Origin of the sequence: Actinomyces viscosus (genome assembly GCF_900637975.1) — a bacterium.
Taxonomy (GTDB): Bacteria; Actinomycetota; Actinomycetes; order Actinomycetales; family Actinomycetaceae; genus Actinomyces; species Actinomyces viscosus.
This window is the reverse complement of record NZ_LR134477.1, coordinates 879,408-904,230: the sequence shown is the minus strand read 5'-3', so window position 1 is coordinate 904,230 and position 24,823 is coordinate 879,408. Positions and strand designations below refer to the sequence as shown.

Annotated in this window: 23 protein-coding genes; 10 read left to right on the top strand and 13 right to left on the bottom strand. The window is 70.0% G+C overall.

Features of this window, described 5'->3' with window-relative positions:
- The first annotated feature begins 117 nt into the window (after positions 1 to 117).
- Positions 118 to 477, top strand: coding sequence for an RNA polymerase-binding protein RbpA (locus EL340_RS03960; protein WP_075406016.1), 360 nt, complete (start codon positions 118 to 120; stop codon positions 475 to 477).
- 58 nt (positions 478 to 535) lie between these two features.
- Here EL340_RS03960 and EL340_RS03955 read toward each other — a convergent pair whose 3' ends face one another.
- The 4 genes from EL340_RS03955 to EL340_RS03940 form a co-directional block, all read right to left on the bottom strand.
- The gene (locus EL340_RS03955; protein ID WP_126413540.1) at positions 536 to 1,375 is read right to left on the bottom strand and encodes a polyprenol monophosphomannose synthase; all 840 of its coding nucleotides are present in this window, start codon (positions 1,373 to 1,375) and stop codon (positions 536 to 538) included.
- Between the two features lie 66 nt (positions 1,376 to 1,441).
- Positions 1,442 to 3,037, bottom strand: coding sequence for an apolipoprotein N-acyltransferase (gene lnt / locus EL340_RS03950; RefSeq protein WP_126413539.1), 1,596 nt, complete (start codon positions 3,035 to 3,037; stop codon positions 1,442 to 1,444).
- A gap of 149 nt (positions 3,038 to 3,186) precedes the next feature.
- Complete coding sequence (locus EL340_RS03945; protein ID WP_126413538.1) at positions 3,187 to 4,689, bottom strand: FtsX-like permease family protein; 1,503 nt, start codon at positions 4,687 to 4,689, stop codon at positions 3,187 to 3,189.
- A complete protein-coding gene (locus EL340_RS03940; protein WP_126413537.1) occupies positions 4,686 to 5,417 on the bottom strand; it encodes an ABC transporter ATP-binding protein in 732 nt (243 codons plus the stop codon). The genes EL340_RS03945 and EL340_RS03940 overlap by 4 nt, the downstream gene beginning before the upstream one ends.
- Before the next feature lie 135 nt (positions 5,418 to 5,552).
- On the opposite strand from EL340_RS03940, the gene EL340_RS03935 reads away from it, so the two are divergent.
- Positions 5,553 to 6,338 (top strand): sensor histidine kinase, encoded by a 786-nt coding sequence (locus tag EL340_RS03935; protein ID WP_126413536.1) that lies wholly within the window; start codon positions 5,553 to 5,555, stop codon positions 6,336 to 6,338.
- On the top strand, positions 6,338 to 7,024 hold the full coding sequence (locus EL340_RS03930; RefSeq protein ID WP_126413535.1) for a response regulator: 687 nt from the start codon (positions 6,338 to 6,340) through the stop codon (positions 7,022 to 7,024). Before EL340_RS03935 ends, EL340_RS03930 begins: the two co-directional genes overlap by 1 nt.
- Before the next feature lie 4 nt (positions 7,025 to 7,028).
- Here EL340_RS03930 and EL340_RS03925 read toward each other — a convergent pair whose 3' ends face one another.
- The 7 genes from EL340_RS03925 to EL340_RS03895 form a co-directional block, all read right to left on the bottom strand.
- Positions 7,029 to 7,949, bottom strand: a complete 921-nt coding sequence (locus tag EL340_RS03925; protein ID WP_126413534.1) for a DUF808 domain-containing protein — start codon at positions 7,947 to 7,949, stop codon at positions 7,029 to 7,031.
- A gap of 97 nt (positions 7,950 to 8,046) precedes the next feature.
- On the bottom strand, positions 8,047 to 11,016 hold the full coding sequence (locus EL340_RS03920) for a DEAD/DEAH box helicase (RefSeq protein WP_126413533.1): 2,970 nt from the start codon (positions 11,014 to 11,016) through the stop codon (positions 8,047 to 8,049).
- 22 nt (positions 11,017 to 11,038) lie between these two features.
- Positions 11,039 to 12,010 carry a diacylglycerol/lipid kinase family protein gene (locus EL340_RS03915; RefSeq protein WP_126413532.1) on the bottom strand — a complete coding sequence of 324 codons (972 nt, stop codon included), beginning with the start codon at positions 12,008 to 12,010 and terminating at the stop codon, positions 11,039 to 11,041.
- A 50-nt stretch (positions 12,011 to 12,060) separates the two neighbouring features.
- Positions 12,061 to 12,882 carry a twin-arginine translocase subunit TatC gene (gene tatC / locus EL340_RS03910; protein ID WP_126413531.1) on the bottom strand — a complete coding sequence of 274 codons (822 nt, stop codon included), beginning with the start codon at positions 12,880 to 12,882 and terminating at the stop codon, positions 12,061 to 12,063.
- 45 nt (positions 12,883 to 12,927) lie between these two features.
- Positions 12,928 to 13,191: a Sec-independent protein translocase subunit TatA gene (tatA, locus tag EL340_RS03905; RefSeq protein WP_126413530.1), complete on the bottom strand. Its 264-nt coding sequence runs from the start codon at positions 13,189 to 13,191 to the stop codon at positions 12,928 to 12,930.
- A 127-nt stretch (positions 13,192 to 13,318) separates the two neighbouring features.
- Positions 13,319 to 14,326, bottom strand: a complete 1,008-nt coding sequence (locus EL340_RS03900) for a helix-turn-helix transcriptional regulator (RefSeq protein WP_126413529.1) — start codon at positions 14,324 to 14,326, stop codon at positions 13,319 to 13,321.
- A gap of 2 nt (positions 14,327 to 14,328) precedes the next feature.
- Positions 14,329 to 15,405 (bottom strand): helix-turn-helix transcriptional regulator, encoded by a 1,077-nt coding sequence (locus EL340_RS03895; protein ID WP_126413528.1) that lies wholly within the window; start codon positions 15,403 to 15,405, stop codon positions 14,329 to 14,331.
- Positions 15,406 to 15,483: 78 nt separating this feature from the next.
- Here EL340_RS03895 and EL340_RS03890 point away from each other — a divergent pair, with 78 nt between their 5' ends.
- The 7 genes from EL340_RS03890 to hisG all read left to right on the top strand — a co-directional run bounded on the left by EL340_RS03890 (position 15,484) and on the right by hisG (position 22,698).
- A complete protein-coding gene (locus EL340_RS03890) occupies positions 15,484 to 16,656 on the top strand; it encodes a DUF3866 family protein (protein ID WP_126413527.1) in 1,173 nt (390 codons plus the stop codon).
- Positions 16,649 to 18,055: a sensor histidine kinase gene (locus tag EL340_RS03885; RefSeq protein WP_232023208.1), complete on the top strand. Its 1,407-nt coding sequence runs from the start codon at positions 16,649 to 16,651 to the stop codon at positions 18,053 to 18,055. The genes EL340_RS03890 and EL340_RS03885 overlap by 8 nt, the downstream gene beginning before the upstream one ends.
- Positions 18,052 to 18,822 (top strand): response regulator, encoded by a 771-nt coding sequence (locus EL340_RS03880; protein WP_126413526.1) that lies wholly within the window; start codon positions 18,052 to 18,054, stop codon positions 18,820 to 18,822. Before EL340_RS03885 ends, EL340_RS03880 begins: the two co-directional genes overlap by 4 nt.
- A gap of 98 nt (positions 18,823 to 18,920) precedes the next feature.
- Positions 18,921 to 19,721, top strand: a complete 801-nt coding sequence (locus EL340_RS03875; protein WP_126413525.1) for an ATP-binding cassette domain-containing protein — start codon at positions 18,921 to 18,923, stop codon at positions 19,719 to 19,721.
- Complete coding sequence (locus EL340_RS03870; RefSeq protein ID WP_126413524.1) at positions 19,718 to 21,367, top strand: ABC-2 family transporter permease; 1,650 nt, start codon at positions 19,718 to 19,720, stop codon at positions 21,365 to 21,367. Before EL340_RS03875 ends, EL340_RS03870 begins: the two co-directional genes overlap by 4 nt.
- 160 nt (positions 21,368 to 21,527) lie before the next feature.
- Entirely contained in the window at positions 21,528 to 21,791 is a 264-nt protein-coding gene (locus EL340_RS03865) for a phosphoribosyl-ATP diphosphatase (protein ID WP_009232973.1), read from the top strand.
- A 61-nt stretch (positions 21,792 to 21,852) separates the two neighbouring features.
- The gene (gene hisG / locus EL340_RS03860) at positions 21,853 to 22,698 is read left to right on the top strand and encodes an ATP phosphoribosyltransferase (protein WP_126413523.1); all 846 of its coding nucleotides are present in this window, start codon (positions 21,853 to 21,855) and stop codon (positions 22,696 to 22,698) included.
- A gap of 40 nt (positions 22,699 to 22,738) precedes the next feature.
- Here the strand turns inward: hisG and EL340_RS03855 are convergent, their stop codons facing one another.
- Both EL340_RS03855 and EL340_RS03850 read right to left on the bottom strand, forming a co-directional pair.
- The gene (locus EL340_RS03855; RefSeq protein ID WP_126413522.1) at positions 22,739 to 23,785 is read right to left on the bottom strand and encodes an ABC transporter substrate-binding protein; all 1,047 of its coding nucleotides are present in this window, start codon (positions 23,783 to 23,785) and stop codon (positions 22,739 to 22,741) included.
- 51 nt (positions 23,786 to 23,836) lie between these two features.
- Positions 23,837 to 24,766 (bottom strand): ABC transporter permease, encoded by a 930-nt coding sequence (locus EL340_RS03850; RefSeq protein WP_232023207.1) that lies wholly within the window; start codon positions 24,764 to 24,766, stop codon positions 23,837 to 23,839.
- Between the last annotated feature and the right edge of the window lie 57 nt (positions 24,767 to 24,823).

The window sequence follows — 24,823 nt, the reverse complement described above, 5'->3', positions numbered from 1 at the left end:
GCCCTCCCCCGGTGTTGACGCACCGGTGTCCTGTGAGCCCGTGCGCGAGCCGAGCACGCCGCCACAGAGGCGGGACACCGCGAGACGCGAGAGACGAGCCACGAGGAGGCCACGAGCATGGCAGACCGCGCACTGCGAGGCATGACTATCGGCGCGAAGTCGATGGAGTCGGAGGATGGCGTCGAGTTCGCTGAGCGGATGATCGTCAGCTACGAGTGCCCCATGGCGCACGTCACCAAGATCCCGATGTCCACTGAGGCCGAGGTGCCCCCCACGTGGGAGTGCCCCGAGTGCGGCCAGCCCGCCGCCCGGCGCGGCGAGGACGACCCCGAGCCCGACGAGCCCAAGAAGACCCCCCGCACCCACTGGGACATGCTCCTGGAGCGTCGCAAGGTCGAGGAGCTCGAGGTTCTCCTCAACGAGCGCCTTGAGGCACTGCGCAGCGGCGAGGTCTACCGCGAGCGGGTCAGCGGCTGAGCCCTTCTCGTCTCAGCCCTTCTCATCCCGGGGGCACTCCGTGTGGTGCTCCCGGCTCCTAAGAGCGCTTCTGGCGCGATGAGCTCGACGGACGCTGCTGGCGGTAGCCGGTCGCGGTCCGACGGCGCTTGTCGCGGGCCGCACGCAGCCGGTCTCCGGCAACTTTTGCGGCGTCAAGCAGCTGGCCCGAGCGCTTGGCGATGCCCCAGCGGGTCACCAGGGACAGCTCCTCGGTGAAGATTCCCCCGGAGAGCTTGGACTGACCCGCCTCCCGCTCCAGGAAGGTGATGGGCATCTCCACGATGCGGCCGCCGACCTCGTCGACGAGCTTGGTCATGTTGACCTGGAAGCCGTACCCGAGGGCCTCGACCTTGCTCAGGTCCATGCGGCGCAGGATGGATGCGCGGAAGACCCGGAAGCCCGCGGTGGCGTCCTTGACGCGCAGCCCCAGCATGGCGTTGATGTAGAGGTTCCCGGCCTTGGACAGGGCCACGCGCTTGGCGTCCCAGCCCTCGGTGGCCCCGCCGGAGACCCACCGCGAGCCGATGACGAGGTCGGGCTCGTCGGCCATCTCGGCGCGCTGGATGAGCAGGGCCAGGTCCTCGGCCCGGTGGGAGCCGTCGGCGTCCATCTCGACGATGAGCTCGTAGCCGGCGGCCAGTGCCCAAGAGAAACCGGCGAGGTAGGCCGGGCCCAGCCCGTTCTTCTCCGAGCGGTGCAGGACGTGAATGTGGGAGTCCTCGTTCGCCCGCGTGTCGGCGTAGTCGCCGGTGCCGTCGGGGGAACCGTCGTCGACGACGAGAACGTCCGCCTCGGGGGAGTGCTCACGGACCCGGTCCAGTGCCGTGGGCAGGGACTCGATCTCGTTGTAGGTCGGGCTGACGACGAGTGCCTTCACTTCTCTCTCCAAGGTTGGGTTTGCGTGGTGCCGAGGCTACCTGAGACACCCTGAGAGTATCCGAGATCAGCGGCGAGGACGGCGAGCCGGGGCCGCTGCCTTCCTCCGCAGACGCACCTGACCCAGGATACCGGCGCCGAGCAGCGCGCCCGCGCCGGCCAGGAGGATGAGGCCGGGGGCAGGACCGAGCCTGTCGGCGACCGTCTGAGAGCTGCGCAGCGGGACGTCGGCCACGAGGCTGGCCTGCGTGTAGGGACGGGTCACCTGCTCGACCTCGCCGCGGGGGCTGATGATCGCGGTGTAGCCCACGGTCGAGGCCTGGATGACGCTGCGGCCGTGGACCACCGCCTGGACGCGGCCCTGGGCGAGCTGCTGGGCGGCCTCGCCGGAGTCGAGGAAGGAGGCGTTGTTCGTCGGGATGACGATCGCCTGGCCACCCTGCTTGACGCCGGTGCGCAGAGCGTCGTCGTAGGCGACCTCGAAGCAGATCCCCATGGCGAAGGTGACGTCACGACCCTGGGTGACGGCGGGAACCGTGAGCGTGCTGGGGCCGGTGCCGGGCAGCATGTCGATGCCGACGCGGTCGACCTGGGTGGTCAGGCGCCGCACGAGGGAACGGGCGGGAATGTACTCGGCGAAGGGCACGGGCCGGTGCTTGCGGTAGTAGGGGTGAGTCGTCTGCCCAGCGACGTCTCCGGGACTCCACACGAGGAGGTCGTTGTAGCGGATGTCGTCGACGAAGGGGACGGCGCCGACGAGCACCGGCGCCTGAACGGCCTGGGCGGCCTCATCGACGATGGCCGCCGAGGCCGGGTAGTCGCGCGGGTCCAGGTCCGCCGAGTTCTCCGGCCAGATGACCATGTCGAGGTTGCCGGGGCCGACGTCGGCGGCCAGCTTTCTCGTGGCCTCAGCATGGTTGCCGGTGACTTCCAGGGCGCGGTTGAAGGCGTCCTCGAAGTCGGTGGCCACATTTCCCTGGACGGCTCCGACGCGAACAGTGCCGTTCTCGGCCCGGGTGTGCAGCGGCAGAGCCTGAGGAGCGGTGAGCAAGCAGGCCGCGACAGCTGCGGAGATGACGACCGGGACGGCACGACGTTCATGGACTCGCCGAGCCGCGTGAGCCAGGCAGCCCGCAGCCAGGGCCACCAGCAGCCCCACCCCGGCGCTGCCGACATAGGCCGCAGCCGGCAGGACGGGCGCATCGGCCATGGCGAAGGCCAGCCGACCGAAAGGAAAGCCACCCAGCGGCCACACGGAGCGCAGCTCCTCAAACCCCGACCACAGCAGAGCGAAGGCAAGCACACCCGCTGCGCCTGCGGGCACACGGCGCAGCAGAGGCAGTCCGCGGGATGAGTCCCCAGGTGTGCTCTGAAGCCGCGGGAGGCGGCTGACCAGGGCCCAGGCCCCGCCGAGCCCGGCCAGGTAGAGCGACTCGAAGACCGTCAGCGCGATCCAGCCGATCGGGTTGCCCATCCCCACCATCGTGAAGTGAAGCAGGGGCGTGAACAGACCGAACCCGTAGAGCAGTCCCAGGCCGGTCCCGGACCAGACCCCACGGCCACGGGTCAGAAGCATGAGTGCGCCGACTCCGATGAGGGCCGACCACCACAGGCTTATCGGCGGGAAGGCCGTGTAGGTGGCCAGACCGGCCAGCAGCGCCATGGCTGCGGGAGCTGATCGGCGAAGCCAGCGGATAGACCGGGAAGCTACTGTCACGCGGTGAAGCATACGAGTAATGCGACGTCGTCTCGCCTTGTGGGTGGCTGTGGGCAGCGGTTCTCTGGAACCGGGTCCGCGCGGCGTCGGCGGTGTCAGTCGTTGTGGCGCTCCGTCTCCCCGAGGAGACGGTAGTACAGCGGGTGGCAGGCTCGCAGGGCCAGGCCCGTCAGTACCAGTCCGACGATGATGATGCCGAGCATCAACGGGGAGATACCGGAGACCGGCGACATCCCCGTCAGTAGCGAGGCCATGAGAGTGCCAAGACCAGCGCCGCCGAGAACGGCGAGCAGTAGCGGCGTATAGGTCTCCATCCACATGACGCGCAGGCCGTACCCCGCGGGGGCGCCCATGCGGCGCAGGCTGCGGGACTGCTCCGCGCGCTCGATGGTTCCCGATGCCTGACTGATGAGGATCGACGTGGCCGTCAGAACGAACCCGAAGGCCAGGGTAATGATGGCTCCCTTCTCGCAGTCCCACATGATGGAGTAGACGAAGGCCTCAGCCGATCCTGTCTCCGTAGCCGTCCCGGTATCGGAGCCTTGTGGCATGAGCGACATGAAGCTGCTGATGAAACCGCCGATGAAGGCCAGCAGCCCCATGGCGGAGACCCGGTGCCACGTCGCGGTGGGCGCGGCCTGGATCCGGCGAGCGGTCCAGCGCATGACCGGGCCGCGAAGCCTGGCCAGCCCTCGAGAAAGCAGCTGCGTGAACCACGAACCGGCCAGGTCGAAGACGAAGATGACCGCCATGATCATGGCGTACACGACGAAGGCGCGGTACTGCGAAGGCAGCGATCCAATGACATGCGGAGCAGCGAACATCGTTCCAAGGAACACGATGACGCGCCAGACGCCGGCTCGCGGTCCATTGGCTCGCCGGGAGACACCCAGCGGGGAGATCCGTACCTGACGCAGACCCCGCCAGGCCGAGAGCTGGCCAATCAGGATGACCCCCACGAGGACAACGGCAAGGTATCCCAGTGGCAGAATCATCTCACCGGGGGTGATCCGGGTGCCCATGACGGTGAGACTGCCCCAGGCGGGGAGCGTGATCAGGTAGACGACGGTACCGATGACCGCGCCGGCGGCAGACTGAACAAGGGCGTCCAGCAAGGACATGCGGGTGACATCGGCCCCGGACAGACCCAGCAGGCGCAGTACCGCCAGACGCCGCTCGCGGCTGCGCGCTCCCAGCACCGCGGCGTTGGAGGCCAGCCCCACCATGGCCGGCACCAACATGGCGCAGGCCAGAAGGGACATGATGAGGTACTGCTGCGCCACGCGGTCGAAGCCGTAGCCCGAGCTCTGGGCCGCGGCCTGCCAGGCGGTAACCCGCTCTGGATGCTCGCCGCGGCTGTAGAACATCCAGGTACCTCCGGCGACGGTCAGAGCCGCGCAGGTGGCCACGGTGTAGGCCAGGATACTGGCCAGGTACAGCAGCGTCTCCCCTTCACGGGAGGCAAGTCGAGCACGAGTGAGACGAGCAGTGAGGCGGGTCAGGGCCAGGGTGCCAGGACGGCCGGCTGCACTGCGGGACGAACCTGCCGCGGCTGTGGCCACGGAGACGGGAGCTGAGGCATTCGCGAAGCTGCTCATCGGGCCACCCCCGATTGCGCCATCTGTGCGGAGCTGGGTGCGGAGCTGACCTTCAGGAGTCGGTCGGAGTGGACCAGCCCGTCACGGATCTCGATGAGACGAGAGCACCAGCGTGCGACGTTGAGGTCGTGCGTCACAACGACCAGCGTCGCACCCGCCATGGAGACGGCCGCCGTCAGCAGCTGCATCATCTCGTGGCCGGTGGCCTGATCCAGGGCGCCGGAGGGCTCATCGGCAAAGATCGCACGGGGGCTGCCCACCAGCGCCCGGGCGATCGCCACGCGCTGAGCCTGTCCGCCCGACATCTGCGCAGGAAGGCGGCCCCTGAGCTCTGCCAGGCCGAGCCGGGCGAGCATCTCGTCGGCGGCGCGCAGCGCCGGCCGCGTCGAGGTACCGGTGAGCATGAGCGGAAGCGCCACGTTCTCACGGGCGGGCAGCTCGGGGACGAGCTGGCTGTCCTGGAAGACGAATCCCAGCTCGCGCAGCCGCAGATGGGAGCGCTGCGCATCAGTGAGACGGGAGATCTCGGCACCCCCGAAGGCCACGGTCCCGTGGTCCGGGACGAGGACCCCGGACAGGCAGTGCAGCAGCGTCGACTTACCCGACCCTGAGGGGCCCATGATCGCGACGGTCTCACTCGCGGCGATGCTGATGCTCACGCCGGCCAGTGCCGTCACCGTGCCGAAGCGTTTGACAATGTCGCTGGTGGTGATCAGTGGAGTGTTCATACCTCTTATCTCACCGCCTTTTCAGGGCGATCGCGATAGTGCTCGCACTCCTGGTGAGGTAGTGCTGGGTGTACCCCCGGCGCAGCGGGCTCCTGGCTCACCTCCCCGCTAGCCGTGACACGGTACCTTGGGACCGTGCAGCTGAGGTTTCCGCCACGATGGCTACGTAGTGCCGCGTCTACCCACGAGGCCGTCGCGTCTCGGAGGATCGCCGAGCTGACGGCATCCCGGCGAGCGATCGTCGCGGCCTACGAGGTCGAGCGCCGCCGCATCGAGCGTGATCTGCACGACGGCGCTCAGCAACGGCTCGTCGTCGGACTCATGAAGCTCGGAGAGGCGCAGCTCTCCCCCGCTGTGACCGCAGACCCGGCACTCGCCGGCCTCCTGGACGAGGCCAAGGCGGCGGTCGCCGGCGGGCTGGACTCGCTGCGCACCACGGTGCGCGGAATTCATCCCCAGGTGCTCACCGATCTCGGTCTGGCCGCTGCCGTCCATGATGCGGCGGATCGAGCTGATGGGACCGGCAGGACCGTGAGGGTCGTCTGCCCGCACCCCCTGCCGACGATGCCCGAGGGGGTGATCGCCGCAGCCTACTTCTTCGCCCTGGAGGCGATGACCAACGCGCTCAAGTACGCTCCTGGTGCCGAGGTCACCATCCTGCTGACCGTGGACAAGATCCTGAGGGTGTGCGTCGTCGACACCGGACCCGGCGGGGCCCGGCTCCAACCGGGACACGGTCTGGTGGGCATGAGGGAGCGGCTCGCGGCCTTCGGCGGGGAGCTCCTGCTGTCCAGTCCTCCGGGCGGGCCGACACAGGTCGCGGCGCACCTGCCACTGCTTCTGGTCCGTGGGGAGAGCGGAATCGGCCCAGACGGCTCAGAGGGCCCAGGCGGCGCCGACAACTCGGGAAGGCGGAAATGATGACTTCGGCCTCTTCACTGGTCATCGCCGATGACTCGGCCCTGCTGCGCGAGGGGCTGGCAGGCCTGCTGGAGCGCCAAGGCTACGACATCGTCGCTCGGGAGAGCAGTGCGCCGGCACTGGTGGAGCGCGTTGACCTCCTGGAGGCTCAGGGGCGTCTGCCCGATGCGGTGATCACCGACGTCCGTATGCCGCCGTCCATGAGGAACGACGGTCTGGAAGCCGCGCTGGCCATCCGGCGCCGCCACCCGGCCGTGGCGATCATGGTGCTCAGCCAGTACGTGTCGGCGACATACGCCCAGCAGCTCTTCGCCGCCGAGGCGCCACCCGACGCCGGCGAGACGGGCTACATGCTCAAGGACAGGGTCTCGGAGGTCGCCGACTTCCTGGGATCCTTGCGAGTGGTTCTGGCCGGAGGCATGGTGACCGACCCCGAGGTCACCCGGGCCATGGTGCGAGGCTCGCACTCGGGCCTGGCCGACCTGACGCCGCGTGAGCTTGAGGTTCTCGAGCTCATGGCCCGAGGACTGTCGAACAGCCAGATCGCGGCAAGGATGATCGTGTCGGGGGCGGCGGTGGCCAAGCACGTCTCGGCGATCTTCCTCAAGCTGGGTCTGGACCCCTCCGAGGAGAACCGGCGCGTGCGCGCCATTCTGGCCTTCCTCGGTGACGGGCTCGGTCAGTAAGCCCTCAGTCAGTGGAACGACGGCGCGCCAGGGCGTGGTGCACGGGCTGCCAGGCCAGGGCCAGCAGCGTGCCGATGACGGCCCCGATGAGGCAGGACATGGCCGTCCCGGTGATCCAGGACAGGACCGGGTTGTGGGTGAGCTCCTCGGCCCACTCGATGGCGTGGTGCAGCGGGTGGAAGCCGACCTTGGCAAGGTTCACTGCCAGGATGTGGCCGCCGACCCACAGCATCGCCACGGTACCGACGATCCCAATGCCTCTGAAGAGCGCGGGCGCCGACTTCACGATCGCACGGCCGACAGCCCGAACGGCACCCGTGCGCCCCTGACCGGCCAGGTGCGCCCCAGCGTCGTCGAGCTTGATGAGAGCGGCGACCAGGCCGTAGACGGCGAAGGTGATGAGCAGCGCGATGAGGACCAGGACGATGATGCGCCGTACGGAGGACTCGCCCTCCACCTCGGCCAGGGCCAGCAGCATGATCTCGGTGGACAGAACGAAGTCGGTGGTGATGGCCTGACGGACGATCTGCGCCTCGTCGACCGGACCGGTCTCCTCCTGGACGTGATCGGAATGAAGGAAGCGCTCCAGAATCTTCTCCCCGCCCTCGAAGCACAGGTAGGCGCCGCCGATGATGAGCGCCACCGGCAGCAGGGCCGGCGCCACCGCCGTCAGCAGCAGGCCGATCGGCAGGATGATGAGGAGCTTGTTGCGAAGGGAGCCCAGCGTGATCCGCTTGATGATCGGCAGCTCGCGGTCCGGGGTGATGCCGGTGACGTACTGGGGCGTGGTGGCCACGTCGTCGACGGCCGCAGCCGACACCTTCGCGGAGGTCTTGACGGCGATCGAGGCCGTGTCGTCAACGGTGGACAGCGTCAGCTTGGCCAGCGTGGCGATGTCGTCGAGAAGGGCGAAGAAGCCTGACATGAGGGCGTGGGTCCTGTCGTTCGAGGTATCGGCCGCAACGAGACTACTAGCCCGGGCCGATGCAGACGGCTGAGAACCCTATACGGGGTGGAGCGCCTCATACGGCGGACCAGCTCACCACTCCCCTGTTGAGGTCCAGCGATGCCTCGGCCGCCCGCAACGACAGGTCGGTGATCGCCCCAGCCTGCTCGGGACTGGCGTCCGGTGGTGGTGAGAGGCTGGCGATCTGGCCGATGACGTCGAGCAGCTGCTTGCACCAGCGCACGAAGTCCCCGGCCGTCAGCTCGGTGGCATCGAGAATGTCCGCCAGCTGCGCACCGTCGCACCAGGCCTGGACCGCCCCCGCCAGTGCCGGCTCCGCACCCGAGGAGGCCTCGATACGGGCCAGGGACTCCAGGTCGTGGATCCGGTGCGAGACCCCCAGGTGGGCGCGCAGGCACTGACCGAGCCTCGACCCGGGTGATACCGGCAGCCCGATCGACTGCGAGCTCAGGCGCGGTTCGTAGACGCAGGCGCTCAGGGCGCCGGCGAGCTCGCCGGCGCTGAGGTCCTCGAAGACGCCCGTACGCAGGCACTCGGCGATGAGCAGGTCCCGTTCGGCGTAGATCCGGGCCAGGAGCTTCCCGGCCCCGGTCACCCGCAGCTCGCGCTCGGGGTGGCCTCGGTCCACGGGTCGCAGATAGCCCAGCTCGAGCAGCACCTCGCACACGGCGTCGAAGAGGCGGGCGATGGTGCCGGTGCGGGTCTCGATGCGCCGCTGCAGGCGCTCCGCCTCGGCCCTGGCACGCGACCACTTGCGGCCCACCCGGGCATGCTCCTCCCGGTCGGGGCACCCGTGGCAGGGGTGGGAGCGCATCTCGTGGCGCAGGCGCTCAAGGTTCTCGATGGCGCTGTCCCGGCGGGCCTGCGCCCGGCCGGAGCGGGTGCGAGCTCGTCTCGTCCCGTCCTCCAGGTCCCCCGTCCGCAGCGCATCAACCAGGCGCTGCACGAGCCGGTCGCGGTCACGGGGCCGGTGAGGATCCACCGAGTCGGCCACTCGCAGGGCGCCCACCCGCATGACGCCGTCCGGCACCGTGTCCGGAGTCAGGGCGACCACTCGTGAGTCCTCCCCCAGCACCGTGATGGTGGGTGTCCCGGTCCGGTCGGCACCGACCTCCAGGACAATGCCGTGGCGACGGCGCCGGCCCTTACGGAAGACGACGACGTCCCCGCGTCCCAGTGCGCTCATGGCCCGCCCCGTCTCGCTGCGGCGCACGGCGGCCTTGTCCCGGGACAGGTCCGCCTCGGCGTCGGCGATGGCCTGGCGCAGGGCCGCGTACTCGCGGAAGTCTCCCAGGCGGCAGGCCATGTCCTTCTCCAGATCCTCCAGGCTGCGGCGCTTGCGGCGCGCCTGGGCGGCCAGCTCCACGACGCCGCGGTCGGCCTGGAACTGGGCGAAGGACTGCTCGAGCACCTCGCGTGCCCGTGCCCGGGACATGCGCTCGAGCAGGTTGACGGCCATGTTGTAGGTCGGGCGGAAGGCGGAGACCAACGGGTAGGTGCGCCGGGAGGCCAGGGAGGAGACCGTGGCCGGCTCGACGTCGTCGGCGGCCAGGACGACGGCGTGCCCCTCGACATCGATGCCGCGCCGCCCGGCCCGACCTGTCAGCTGGGTGTACTCCCCCGGGCTGAGGGTGACGTGGGCCGACCCGTTCCACTTGCGCAGCGACTCGAGCACGACCGTGCGCGCGGGCATGTTGATACCCAGTGCCAGCGTCTCAGTGGCGTAGACGACCTTGACCAGGCCCGCGCTGAAGAGCTCCTCGACCGTCTCCTTGAACACCGGCAGCAGCCCCGCGTGGTGGGCCGCGACGCCGCGCTCCAGGGCATGGGCCCAGAAGTGGAAGCCGAGGACCCCCAGGTCGCCGGCCGGGATATCAGCGGTACGCCGCTCGATGACCTCCCGGATGCGCGCCGCCTCCGCCTCGGTGGTCAGGTCCACCCCGGCGCTGACGACCTGGTGGACGGCCTGCTCGCAGCCGGCCCGGGAGAAGACGAAGACGATGGCGGGCAGCAGATGAGCCTCCTCCAAGGCCTTGACGACCTGCAGCCGTGAGGGAGGCTTCAGCCGCGCTGTACGGGCGCCGCCCTCGCCACGGCGGGGCGCCCGTCCTCCACCTGCGGAACGTTTCCAGGGCTGCGCTCCCCGCCCGGAGCCGCCACCACGGCTGCGGTAGCTGTTCTTGGAGGCGCCCCCGGAGGCGGCGGCGCGCCGGGCCTGCTTGACGGTCCTGAGCAGCTCCGGGTTGAGCGGAGGCTGCGCCGACGGCGCGGGTTGTGTCTCATCGGCGCCCTCGGAGGCGTCGTCACGATACTCCGGAGACCTCGTGGGAGCGGCGGCATCGACAGGGCGGGAGTACAGAGGCATGAGGCGGCGCCCGACCATCATGTGCTGGGTCAGGGGGACGGGGCGCTGCTCGGAGACGACGACGGCGGTCCTTCCGCGCACCTGGCCGAGCCAGTCGCCGAACTCCTCGGCGTTGGAGACCGTGGCGGACAGGGAGATCACCTGGACCTCGGCGGGAAGGTGGATGATGACCTCCTCCCACACCGGCCCTCGGAAGCGGTCGGCCAGGTAGTGGACCTCATCCATGACCACGAAGCCCAGCCGATCCAGGTCGCGTGAGCCCGAGTAGAGCATGTTGCGCAGAACCTCGGTGGTCATCACCACCACGTCCGCGTGGGGATTGACCGAGGTGTCGCCGGTGAGCAGCCCTACCCGCTCCTCGCCGTGCCGGGCCACAAGGTCCAGGTACTTCTGGTTGCTCAGCGCCTTGATCGGCGTGGTGTAGAAGGTCTTGAGCCCTTTGGCCAGGCCCAGGTAGACGGCGAACTCCCCCACCACCGTCTTACCGGCTCCCGTCGGTGCCGCGACGAGGACGCCCTCTCCCCTCTCGACGGCGGCGCAGGCCTCCTCCTGGAACGGGTCGAGGGGGAAGTCATAGTCCCGGGCGAAGCGGGTGAGCTCACTGCTGGCGGCGGCTTGTCGACGACGAGATGCGGCATAGCGCTCGGCTGGTGAGCTCATGGGAACCACACTACGGGTTGGATCATCCCTGGGCCGGCAGGAGCAGCTGCACCGCGTCGGGCACCGCCTCGAGCCGCAGGGGCAGCTGGGCCAGGGGCTCGCCGTCGGCGAAGGGGTGCGGGGGCGGGCGCAGGCCCTTGTCGCGGCCGGTGCGCTCGTCCAGTGCCTCGATGGTGACGGCGCGGCTGCGCTCGACGTGGACGGCCGGGTCACTCAGGTGCGTTCCCTTGAAGATACGGGAGAACAGGGAGACCAGGTGGGGACGTCCCACGGGGTCCAGACGCAGGACCTCCAGCAGGCCGTCAGCGGGGTCGGCCTCAGGCGCCAGGTCCATGCCGCCGCCGATGTAGCGGGTGTTGGCGGCCGCCAGCAGGAGCGCCGGTCCCTCCCAGGTGCCCTCATCGGTGGTGACCCGGTAGCCGTAAGGGGCCAGCGCCGCGAGCTCGGCCGTGAAGGCGCGCACGTAGCGTCCTTCGCGGGCCGGCCAGGAAAGGGTGTTGGCGCGGGCGTTGACGGCGGCGTCCAGTCCGGCACTCACCACGGCCAGGGACCAGCGTCGCTGCGGGGCGAGCAGAGTCCCGTCGGGGCGGGAGGCGTAGATCGCGTCAGTGGCCATGATGGCGCCGCCGCCGGACAGCGCCCGGTCAATGAGACGGGCGGATGCGGCCGCGTCCCGACTGGGCAGGCCGAAGTGCCTGGCGATGTCGTTGCCGGTGCCGGTAGCCACGATGCCCAGCGGCACGCCGGTCGTGGCGACGATGTCCACGCCCAGGTGCACCATGCCGTCCCCGCCGACGACGACCAGTGCCTCAACGTTCCTGACCGGCCCGTCCCCCAGGAGCGCCCGGCCGGCGCGACGCGCCTGCTCGTACGAGCTGCCGCGCACGTGGAGAACCTCGTGCCCGGACTCGCTCAGGACCCGTCGTGCGACCTCATCGGCGGCCGCGTGGCGGCCGCGTCCCGAGGACGGGTTGGACAGCAGAGCAATGCGCATGAGGGAGTAGATGAAGTCAGGAAGAACGATCGGGTGCCCGACTGCCTCGGCTACTCGGCCAGGGCGGCCTCCAGCTCGGCGTCGAGCTCAGCGCGTCTCTTCTCCACCCGCTTGTCATGCCGGATCGAGATGAAGCAGGCCAGGAAGTACAGGCCAGTGACGGGCAGGGCCATGAAGATCATGGACCAGGGGTCTGGCAGTGGGTTGGCGAAGGCCATGAAGGTGAAGATCGCGACGACGGCCCAGCGCCATCCCTTGAGCATCGTCGTGCCCTTCATGAGCCCGAGCATGTTGAGAGCGACGAGCAGCTCGGGCAGGAGGAAGGCCAGCCCGAAGACGAGGACCAGTCTCATGACGAACGCCAGGTAGACACCGGCGTTGATAAGACCCGCGGTGGGACCGTTGGGGATGAAGCTGGTGAGGATGGCGACCGCGTGCGGCATGACCCACATGCCCAGGGCGGCGCCGGCGGAGAAGAGCAGCAGCCCCACAACGCCGTAGGCCCAGGTGTAGGCCTTCTCCTTGCGGGTCATCCCCGGCCCCACGAAGGCCCAGAACTCGTACATCCACAACGGGGCGGAGAACAGGACTCCCAGCCAGATGGAGACCTTGAGCCTCATGTCGAAGGAGGCCAGGATCGTGTCGAAGTTCAGAGTGAGGTTGGCGCCCCGGGCGTTGGCGGCCTCGATCGGCCGGGTGATGAGGGAGAAGGCCTGCTCGTAGACCAGGTACCCCACGACCGACATGACCAGGACACCCAGGGCCGAGATGAAGAGCCGGTTGCGCAGCTCGCGCAGGTGGTCCCCGATGGACATGCGCGCCTCGGGGTTGTCCTTGCGCCTCGATCGCTTGATCCGAGGGAGCTTGGGCACCACGGCCTCCTTCGTCTCCAGGTCACCGGCTCTCGCCGGATGACGTCACTTCTGGGATGTGCCCTCGGTGCTCTGGGCGGACTGACCGGACTGGGTGGGCTCGGTGTAGTAGGTGCCCTCCTGGGGCTGCTGCTGAATCTGAGCGGCGGGCTTCTCGGTCTCGTCCTCGTCGCGCAGCTCCTTGATCTCCTTCTTGAAGACCTTCATGGACTGGCCCACGCTCTTGGCGATGTCAGGGAGCCTGCTGGACCCGAAGACAACCAGCACAAGAACAAGCAGGACGATCATGTGCCAAAGTTGAAACCGCATGGCTCTACTCCTAGATGGTAGGGGCTATCGATACGGGCCGAGTGTAGCCGCCGCGCGAAGTATCTCCGAACGCCGCTCCCGCCGGTTCCCCCCAAGGCGGACGGATCGGCCTCTCCCCGGGCCGGCATCATTCCGCACCGGTGTCATATGAGGTCAGGGCCCGTTCGGCAACGCCTGCCGTCTCCTGGGCGAGGTCAGTGGGCTCGACGGCGATGAGGTGGCGACCCGCTGAGAGGACCAGGCCGACGAGCCAGGCGCGGTCGCGTCCCTCCACGACGGCTCTGAGATTGCCGTCCGCGGTCTCCTCCTGGGAGACGCACGGGATCTGCTCCACGAGCCAGCGGCCCGTCGGTCGCAGAGTCAAGGTGGCGCGAGGCCTTTCCCCGGCGGACCGCTCGATCTCGGACCCGGCCTTCCGACGTCGGCTGCGGTGACGGATGGCCGGGATGTCGAGAAGCTGGGCCGACTCGATCCGGTCGAGCCGGAAACTGCGTTCGGCCTTGGCGCTGAGGCACCAGGCCACGAGAGTCATATGTGATCCGTCACTTTCCAGGGTGATGGGATCGACGTCGCGCTCGGAGGAGGTGTCGGTGGCGGAGACGTAGACCAGGTGAAGGCGGCGTCCGTCCCGCAGCGCGGAGCGCACGGTGCCCAGGACCTGAGCCGTCCGGGTGGAATGACCGGAGCGCTCGACAGGCAGAACCCCACGGGGTACGGCCGCCACGTCGTCGTCGGAGGCACCGGCTGCGAGCAAGTCGGTGAGCGCCTGCTGGGTGGAGACGATGGCGGCAGCTGAGGCCTCGTCGTCGGCGAGGAGGTCGGCCAGGACCCTGAGGGCCATGAGCAAGGAGATCGCCTCCTGCCGGGTGAGACGGACCGGACGATCCAGTCCCAGAGGCTCGGCCAGGCGCAGGCGCCCGGCCTCGAAGTCTGTGGCGTCGAAGTCCACGAGGTCCCCGTGCAGGCCGCCGGGCAGCCCGGAGACCCACAAGGTGTTGACATCGCGCTCGATGACGGCCGGGGTGACGCCGAAGTGCTCGGCGGCCTCCTTGATGGAGACGCCGGGGTGGTCGGCGACCCAGGCGGGCAGGGCGAGCAGCCGCGTGAGCTGGTCGGAAGCGGATACACGTGCCATGGTCACTTCTCCTCCGGTGCCGCGAGCGCGGCGGCGCCTCGCAGGTGCGCCAGGACCGCCTGGCGCAGGGGCTCGGGGCCGAGGACCACGACGGCGTCGCCGAGAGCGGCGATGGTGCCGGCGAAGGAGAAGGGGTCCTCGTAGTCGACGGCGATGAGGTCTCGTCCCTCCAGGTGCGCGGGCAGCTCGGCATGCGGCTCCTGTGCCGGGTCGAGGTGCGCCCCGGCCAGGCGCAGCCCCAAAGCGCGCCCCGGGAACGCGGCGAGGAGCGCGCGCCGGCGGGAGGGAGTACCGGCGGGCAGCCGGGTGAAGGCCCCGGGGCGGCTGTGGACGGTCACCGGCCCGGCGATACGGGCCAGGCGGAAGGTCAGCAGCGTGACGGAGGTTCCTCTCGCATCCTGCGGATCCCCCGTGTCCTCTGTCGCGTCCTTGGCGTCCTCCCCGTCCCAGGCCTCTTCCGCGTCGTCGGCGGTGCGCGGCTCGGCGGCGTCGAGGTACCAGGCGCCCTCGCTCAGGCGCAGGTGGTGGGGCTCGACGGTGCGGGCCCGGGTGCTGCCCGAGCGGGCGGAGACGTAGTCGAAGGTGACCAGGCGGCGCTCGTCGACCGCGGCGACGAGGGCCTCGGGGATCTCGTCGCCGGACAGGTCCGCGGTGAGGGTCGGAAGGTCGGCGGCGCTGCTTCCCGCCGGCCCCTCGCTGACGGCGCGCAGCTTGGTCAGGGCGCGCCTCGCCGTGGCGGGCAGGTCGCCGTCGCGCCAGGCGGAGGCGGCCAGGTTCAGGCAGGCGGCCTGCTCGGCGCTCAGGTGCAGCGCGGGCAGGGTGTAGTCGTCCTCGTCGATCCGGTACCGGGGCTCGTCGGGGCGTCCGGTGGTGGTCACCTCGATGCCGAGCTCGCGCAGCGTGTCCTTGTCCCGCTCGAACTTGCGGCGGGCCGAGAGCGGGTTGGTGGCCGGGTCACCTGAGGCGTAACCGGGCACGCTGGCGACGAGCTCCTCGGCACTGAGCCCGGTGGTGGTGTTGCGCAGGGTGAGCAGGAGGCTCACCAGGCGCTCCTCGGTGCTGCGGGTCTGCTGGCTCACGGTGCCCTAGCCTAGGAGAACCGAGTGGCCCGCGGCTGGCGGCGCACGTGCCCGATAGTCCCCCGATAGTCTTCGGCCATGATGTGGCGCGACGGCGTAGTGACCGGGACCAGGACGGCGTGGGGGCCCGAGGGGCGCTCCTGCGTGGAGCTGGAGGTGGAGCTCACCGGCGCTCCGGACGGCGCGATCAGCCTGCTTCCCGGCCAGCAGGTCCGGGCGGTCGCCTACGAGGCCCTCACCGGAGCGCCCGCGCGCGGGGAGCGGGTGCGGCTGGAGGTCTCAGCCCTGGACCGCGCCCTGGGCACAGGAGGGCACGCCATGGTCAGCGCCCGCCTGGACGTCCTCCCCGCCGACCCGCCGCGCGAGGGTCACCTCGTCAAGGCTCGCTACATGCCCGACCAGGTCATGGTCACCGGCGTCGACGAGCAGGGCACCGCCCACCACGGTCTCCTGTCCCGGCCGATCGGCAGCCTCGACCTGGAGGGGATGCCGGTGGTCGTGGCCGACCTGCACTCGAGCCTGCCGGCCGTGCTCGCCGGGCTGCGCGCCCCCCGGGGTGAGGAGCAGCCGCGCGTCGTCTACATCATGACCGACGGCGGGGCCCTGCCCCTGGCCTACTCCCGCCTCGTCGCCGCCTTGAGCCGGGCCGGCTGGCTGGCCGGGACCGTGACGGCCGGGCAGGCGTGGGGCGGCGACGTCGAGGCGGTCAGCGTCCACAACGCGCTCCTGGCGGCCCGTCACGTTCTGCGCGCCGACGCCGCCATCGTCATCCAGGGGCCCGGGAACCTGGGCACCGAGACGCCCTGGGGCTTTTCGGGGGTGTCCTGCGGAGACGCGGTCAACGCCATTGCCGCGCTGGGTGGGCGCCCGGTGGCCTGCCTGCGCATGTCCCAGGCCGACGCCCGCCCCCGCCACCGGGGCGTCTCGCACCACTCGATGACCGCTTACGGGCGGGTTGCGCTGGCGGAGGCCGACGTCGTCGTTCCCGACCTGCACGGTCCGCTGGGAGCTCAGGTTCGCCGGGAGGCCGAGGTCCTGTGCGCACCGCGCCCGGGTGCGGCGCAGCACCGGCTCGTTGGGATCCCCTGCGACGGGCTCCTGGAGCTGCTGCAGGCGGCTGAGAAGGAGACCGGCGTGAGGCTGTCCACCATGCGGCGGGGCCTTGAGGAGGATGCGGCCGCGTTCATCGCCGCGGCCGCGGCCGGCCGCCATGCGCGCCGGATCCTGGACGCGGGGACGGCGCATGACTGACCGGGGTGGCCGCACGGATCGGGACATGCCGGTCCACGAGGCTGCGGTACCGCTGACGACGAGCCTGTCGGCCGCCTACGACTGGCGCGTCCGGCACCGTACGGTGCCAGGGCGAGGAGGCCGCTGGTCGCGGTACTCCGTCCCGGTGGTGGATCTCGCCCTGGGGACCGTCTTCCTCGTCTTCGCCCTGGAGACAGTCACCTTCATCCTGCGCTTCGGCGGGTACGCCGTCTATGTGGCCGACTTCGCCCTGTGCCTGGCGCTGGCGCTGACGCAGTTCGGACGGTTACGCCTCCTGCGCGTCTCCTTCGTGGTGACCTACAGCCTGCTGGCGGCCTATGCGGTCCTCGTTGCTCTCTCCCCGGTCAACCTCGGCCTCAACCCGATCATCGCCACGGCGGTCACCAGCCTCTACACCGTCACCCGCTGGGAGCCCGACCGACGCTGGGGAACCACGGCGCTCCTGCTGGCTCTGGCCGGGGCACTGGTCAACCCGGTCACCCTCGCCTCCTACAGCAGGTCGTACGAGTCCGGCGCCGACCCGACGGCGGGAACCGGCCTGACCTGGGCCGTCCTCGCAGCCCGAACGCTGACCAGCCTGGTCTTCGTGGGCACCGTGGTCCTCACCTACCTGCTGGCCTCCTCCCGGCGCCGGGTCGCCGAGAACCAGGCCCGCGACGTCGGCATCGCCGCGGCTCAGGCGGTTGCGGCCGAGCGCCTCAGCCTGGCCAGAGAGCTCCACGACCTCGTGGGGCACAGCCTCACCACGATCAAGGTGCAGGCCGCCACCGGCCTGGCCCTGGGCGGCGAGGAACGGCTGCGGAGCACCCTGACCACCGTGCGCGACACCGCTGACGCCTCCCTGACCTCCGTGCGCCAGCTCGTCTCCGTCCTGCGCTCCGATGCCGGCGAGATCACTCCCCTGGCGGACCTGCGCACCATCCCGGTTCTCATCGAGACCACCCGGGGCTCGGGCGTCCGGATCAACGCGGTGCTCCCCGAACCAGGGGATCTGGCGCGCTGCAACGAGGGATGGTCGGCGATACAGCGCCTGACCCTTGTCCGACTTGTTGGAGAGGCCCTCGCCAACGCCGTCAGGCACGGATCCGGTCAGATCGAGCTGAGCCTGACACTGTCACCGGCCTCCTGCCACCTTCACGTCACCAACCCGGTCTCCGAGTCCTTGGAGCACTCGCGCTTCGGCGGCAGCGGGCTCGTGGGTCTCGAGGAACGACTCAGGCTCGTAGGCGGAACCATGGCCCACGGACTCCAGCACGACGACGGCCACGGCTTCTTCACCCTTGACGTCGACTTCCCGGTCACCCCGCTCGAGCTGTCCGCGAGCGCCCCGGTGCCGGACCAGCACCATGACGCGACAGGAACAGGAGACTTTCGATGACCCCCGCTGCGATCAGGGTCGCCGTCGTCGACGACCAGCCGCTGCTGGTCAGCGCCTTCAGCGCCCTCGTGGGCGCGCAGCCAGATATGGAGGTCGTGCTCGAGGCCGTCAACGGACGCCAGGGAGTCGACCGCCTCACCGCCCAGGCCCTCGAGCCCCGAGGCGGGGCCGACCTGGTGCTCATGGACCTGCGGATGCCGGTGATGGACGGGGTCAGCGCCATCCGCGAGCTGCGTGCTACGCCGGCCACCTCCGCCTTACGGATCCTGGTCCTGACCACCTTCGATGACGACGAGCTCGTCCTGGCGGCCCTGGGCGCCGGGGCCCACGGCTTCCTCCTCAAGGACGCTGAGCCGACGACGCTGCTGGAGGCGATCCGCGTCGTCGCCCGTGGCGGGTCCTGGCTGGACCCGGCCGTCACCGGCACCGTCCTGGCCCACCTTGACACGGACGGCGGGTCGGTCACAGGCACGGGGGACGGCACGCTCGTCCCACGGCCCCCGACCTCGCCGGCGGGTTCGACCGGTGGCGCCGTGCCCGTCGTCGGGGCGCCGTCGGGACCCTACGAGCCTTTGACCGGGCGGGAGGATGCTGTGCTCGCCCTGGTGTGCCAGGGACTGAGCAACGCCCGGATCGGTGAGCGGCTCCATGTCGCCGAGTCGACGGTCAAGTCCCACGTCAAGACGATCCTGGGCAAGACGGGCTGCCACAACCGCGTCGAGCTGGTCATCTACGCCCTGACCACCGGGCTCGTCCAGCCCCAGTAGCTCTCCTCCCCAGGGAGGAGAGAGGCCAGAGGAGATGGGCGCAGCCTGTATCCCTGGTGGGGATCCGCTGGAGTGGCCTCGCGCACGAGCATGGGGCTATGACATCCGCTCCAACAGCAGTACCTCTCCCCTCCCCCGGCTCCCCTGCCCATGCCACCGGTATCGCCCCCGGGCTGAGGCTGGCCGGGATATCGAAGTCCTTCGGTCGTCAGAAAGTGCTCAACGGCCTCGATCTGTCGGCCTATCCTGGCCGCGTCTACGGGCTGCTCGGCCTCAACGGGGCCGGCAAGTCGACGGCCTTCAACATCGCCCTGGGGCTGCTCAGGCCCGACGCCGGCCGCGTAGAGATCCAGGGCTCCCCCTTCACCCGGCGCAGTCTGGCCCGGGTCGGCGCCTCCATCAACGGCCCCGCCCTCTTCCCCCAGCTGTCCGCACGACGCAACCTGCTCGTCCACTGCCGTCTGACCGGCACCTCCCCGGAGACCATCGACCCGCTCCTGGAGCGCGTGGGTCTGGCGAGTGCTGGGAGAAAGCGTGCCGGCACCTTCTCCACCGGCATGAAGGTGCGACTGTCCCTGGCCATGGCGCTCCTGACCGACCCGGAGGTCCTCATCCTTGACGAGCCCCAGAACGGTCTGGATCCTCAGGGCATCATCGAGCTGCGCGACCTCGTGCGGGCCCTGGCCGACGAGGGCCGCACCGTCGTCGTCTCCAGCCACCAGCTCGGCGAGATCGCGCGCATGAGTGACGACATCGGGGTCCTGGCCACAGGCCGACTGGTCTACGAGGGACCGTTGGCCGACTTCGCCGACGCCGATGACGAGCGGGCCATGGAGAAGGCCTTCCTGGCCGCCGTCACCCCAGGTGGGCACCGCATGGAGACGGAGGCCCGGGCATGAGCGCCGCCACGCCGGTCAGGGCACGGGCCGCGATGAACGTGAGCCTGTGGGACCTGGTGCGCGCCGAGATCACCCGCAGCCGACGCACCTTCACCTGGGGCGTCATCGGGACGACCCTCATCTTCACGGTCCACACCATCATCTTGGCCAACGCCTCCGTCTCCTCGGGCGTGGTCGAGGAGCTTCAGTGGAACGGCAACGCGCTGGCGTGGATGCACATGTACGCCGGAGCCTTCGCGGTTCCTCTGGGGCTGCTGACCGGGGCGATGGCCCAGTGGCGCGAGCAGCGGTGGCGCCAGGGCGGAACTGCCTGGCGCGCCGTCGATCCGCGCCGGGTGGTGGCCGCCCGTCTGGTGGTGCTGAGCCTGTCGGCCCTGGCCTGCCAGGTGGCGCTCGTCGCCCCGGTGGTAGCGCACGCCCTCATCGTCGGCAGTGGGTGGGGACCCTGGGACAGGTACCTCCTGTTCGCCCTCTACATGTGGATCGTCGTTACCGGCGCCTGCGCCTGGGGCATGGCGGCCTTCCGGGTGGCACGAGTCGTCGCCGTCGGAGTCGCACCCGTCCTCGGTTTCGTCTGGTCCGTGGCCGGGGCGGTCCAGGCGGAGCGGGACGACTGGTGGATGTTCCCGTGGGCGTGGACGGCCAGGGCGGCGTTGCCCTTGCTGGGTGTGCACGGCAACAGCGTGCTGCTCGAGGAGGACTCTCCGGTGTGGAGCTACCCGCTGGCGCCCGGACTCCTGCTGACGAGCGCCCTGACGCTGATCGGTGCCGCCCTGGCCCTCCTGGCGGGTCCTCCCGGAGGCGTGGCGCCAGCGGCCTCCAGGCTCTCCCGGCTGCTTCCCGGCAAGAGGACCGACGACGTACGTGACGACGCACGTTATGTCGCCCGGACGGCTCCGGCGTCGCCGCCGCGAGCCGCCTCGGAGCGTCGGTCCACGTCCGCCACCCGTATGGCCCGTGTCCCTGGGCCTCGCAGTGCTGTCCTGGCGATGGCCGGGGTCCTGCCCTGGGCCGTGTGGGCGGTCCTGGCGGTCCTGCTGCTGGTCCTTCTGGGAGTCCTCCACACCGCCTACCCGCCCGGGTACGGGCAGAGCGTTCTCGAGCTCATGGGGGTTCCGGTTGCGGCGGCCGTCGTCGGCATCACGGTCTGGGGGCGGCTCCAGCCGGCCTGGCGGGTACTCATTACCCGCCGGGGAGCCGGCAGCATCCTGACCTCCACCGCGATCCTGGGCGCTCTCTTCCTCCTCCCGGTCCTCGTCATCTCCTGGACCGTGACGGTTCTGGGCGACACCCTCACCCGGACCGCACCGGACCTGCCGGCGCTGGCCGGTCCCGTGTACGGGCTCATGGTGATGCCAGCAGTGGCCTTCATGATCGCGGCCGTCAGCCTGGCGGTGGCACTGAGCACCCGGATCGTCGTGGCAATCGTCCTCAACGTCATCCTGGTGGTCTCGGGACTGCTCATCGGCGGCAACGACGTCCTGGCAGAGACCTGGCTGTGGCGGATTGCTCCCTGGGGCTGGATCACCGTTGCCCACCAGTTCCCGGGGCGCTGGCTGACGATCGTTGTGCTCAGTCTGCTCACCGGCTCGGTGGCGATGGGGCTCGCAACCCTGGGCTCCCGGCGTGCAGCCGTCCGGGACTGAGACGCCCTGGGACTGAGCCTGCCGCGTGCCTCGGGTGGGAGCCATGGGTAGAGGGAGGGCTCCCACCCGGGGCCGGGGGCAGCCGAGGAGGACGTGCGCCGGGACCGGATAGGTCCTACGGTCGGTCAGTGGTCCATCGGCTTTCGGATAACCTAGGGCCATGAAGACCTTTGAGGACCTTTTCAGCGAGCTGCAGCACAAGGCGGCCACCCGCCCCGAGGGCTCCGGGACGGTGGAGGAGCTGGACCGCGGGGTCCACTTCATCGGCAAGAAGCTCGTCGAGGAGGCCGCCGAGGCCTGGATGGCCTGCGAGCACGAGTCCGACGAGGCCGCCTGTGAGGAGATCAGCCAGCTGCTCTACCACGCCCAGGTCATGATGGTGGCCAAGGGCTACAGCCTCCAGGACGTCTACCGCTACCTGTAAATACCTGTAAACCTCGACCCCACCTCCTACTCGACATCCTCATCACAGATCAGGAACCGCCGTGCTGCGTATCGCCGTCCCGAACAAGGGCTCCCTGTCCGAGCCCGCCATCACCATGCTCTCCGAGGCGGGCTACCGCACCCGCCGCACGGGCCGTGAGCTCGTGCTCGTCGACGAGACCAATGACGTCGAGCTGTTCTTCCTGCGTCCGCGGGACATCGCCGTGTACGTCGGCCAGGGCACCGTGCACGCCGGTATCACCGGACGCGACCTGCTCCTGGACTCCGGGGTCGACGCCGTTGAGCACCTGCCCCTGGGCTTCGCCCGCTCCACCTTCCGCTTCGCCGCCCCCAAGGGCACCATGACCTCCCTGGCCGACGTCGCCGGGCGGCGCGTGGCCACCTCCTACGACGTCCTGGTGCGCAGCTACCTGGCCTCCCGGGGGGTGGAGGCCCAGACCGTCCACCTCGACGGCGCCGTGGAGTCCTCCGTCCAGCTGGGCGTGGCCGACCTCATCGCCGACGTCGTCGAGACCGGCACGACGCTGCGGGCCGCCGGGCTGGAGACCTTCGGGGACCCGATCCTCATCAGCGAGGCCGTGCTCATCACCACCGAGCAGTTCCGCGGTGAGCCCGGGCTGGCCACGCTCGTGCGGCGCCTGGAGGGAGTGCTGCGCGCCCGCGCCTACGTGCTCGTGGACTATGACGTCCCCATGAACAAGCTGCACCTGGCGGCGGCCCTCACCCCGGGCATCGAGTCCCCCACCGTCTCCCCGCTGCAGAACCCCGACTGGGTGGCGGTGCGGGCCATGGTGCCGCGGGCGGACATGAACCGGGTCATGGACGAGCTCTACGAGGTCGGGGCCCGCGCCATCCTCGTCTCCTCACTGCTGGCCTGCCGGCTGTAAGGCGAGTTTTACGAGGTCGGGGCTCACAGGCTCCGCGCACCTACTGCCCCAGGGGCACGCAGACCTCGGCCGCCTGAGGTGTCTTCTTGCCCCCCAGGAGCTTGTGCGAGGACAGGAACTCGATCATCGAGGCGACGTCGTCGACCCTGACCGAGCCGATGGGCTGGGAGCCGTCGCCACTGACCAGCTTGCCGGTGGCCACGGCGACCTCCCGCGCACGAGCCGCCTGGGTCTGATCCACCTTGAGGTCGGCCACCTGGTCCTTCGTGGCCTCGACCGCCGCGTCGGGGTCCTTGACGAAGGCGGTCATGCCCTCGATCGAGGCCTTGACCGCCGCCTCGAGGTCCTGGCGACGCGAGTCCAGCAGGGAGCGGGTCGTCACCAGTGAGGCGCCCACAAGGGGGATCTGGTCGGCCACCTGGATGGTGCGCACCGGGGTGCCGGCCTGGCTCATCTGGATCGCGTCGTTGTTGGAGAAGCCGACAACGGCGTCGACCTTGCCGCCGACGATCGCGGCCTGCTGGGTGTAGCCGATCTCCTGGATCGTCAGGTCCGACTCGGTCAGGGAGCCTGTGTCCATCGCCAGCTGGAGGGCGTACCAGGTCTCCCCCTTCTTGCCCGGAGTGCCGACGGTCTTGCCCCTGAGGTCCGCGGGGGCGTTGATCGAGGAGCTCTCCGGCACGATGAGGCAGGCCGGGTAGGACTGGTAGTAGCCACCGATGACGACGAGGTCGCTCCCGTTGGAGGTGGCCACCACCGCCTCATCGGCACCGGCGATGACGAGGTGCTCCTCCCCGCTCTGGAGGGCGTCGAAGAGACCGTCCTGCGACCCGTGGTGGCGCAGTGTCACGTTCGCGGCGTACTTCCCGTCCTTCTTGGCCATGTAGAAGGGGGCGAACTGGATGTTCGGCGTGTAGGTCAGGCCAATGGTCAGCGGGCCTCCAGCAGCCGAGGCGGAGGCCGCACGGCTGGCGGTCCCCGAGGAGCAGGCGGCGAGCGCCCCGGAACCGGCGAGGGACAGACCTCCTGCCAGCAGGTGGCGGCGTGAGAGGGGTGCTTGAGAGACGACGCGGTGGGAGATGTTCATGGTGAGAGGTTTCCTTGCTGTCGGAGGATCGGACGGGGAGCTGCTGCGGGCTCAGGTGGCGCGCCGGCCCCGCAGGGCGTCCACGGTGCGGCTGCGTCGCTCGAGCTCGTGCAGGGCCCAGTGGATGGAGGTGGCCAGGACGCACAGGAGGGTGATCGTGGCGAACACGCCGGTGGTGTCGCCCCGGCTCTGCTGGGTGGAGAGCACGGTGCCCAGACCCTCGCCGCCCATGATGAGCTCACCGACGACCGCCCCGGTGACCGACAGGGTGAAGCCGGTGCGCAGCCCGGTGTAGATCGCGGGCAGCGACATGGGCAGCTCCATGTGGATGAGCAGGCTCAGGCCGTGGGCGCCGTCGAGCCGAGCCGCGTCCATGACGTCGCTGTCCAGGCTGCGCAGCCCCAGGAGCACCGTGATCGTGATGGGGAAGAAGACCATGAAGGCGCACAGGACCACGATCGGAAGGGTCCCGTAACCGATCCACAGCACCAGCAGGGGTGCGATGGCGATGCCGGGAACCGCTTGGCTGGCGGCGACATAGGGCAGGACGGCGCGTGAGAACAGCCGCCAGCGGTACAGTCCCCAGGCCAGAGGCAGGCCGAGGACGGCGGCAAGCAAGCAGCCGAGGAGAGCCTCGCGCAGCGTGATCCAGGCCCTCCATCCCAGTCCGGCCTGCGTCAGGCTCAGCCACAGGCGCTCAACGACGGCCAGTGGGCTGGGCAGGAAGATCTCGGGGACGGCGCCCGCCCCGGTGGCGAGCTGCCAGACGATGAGCAGGGCCGCCCCCAGGCCGATGGCCGGCCAGGGCCCGTTGCTCTCGGCAGCGCGAATGCGACGTCGGCGGCGATTCGGCGGCTCGGGCGATGAGGCTGCTGGAGAGGAACCGGCGGAGCCTGACTGCACCAGAAGATCCCTGGATGACGTGGTTGTTCTGGAGGCCTGGGTGCGCGCGGCCTTGCCGACGGGGCTGGGGCTGTACACGGCGGTCTCCTCCCGGGTCCTTCCGGGAGCACGTGCCCCCGGTCCGCTCCGGGGTCC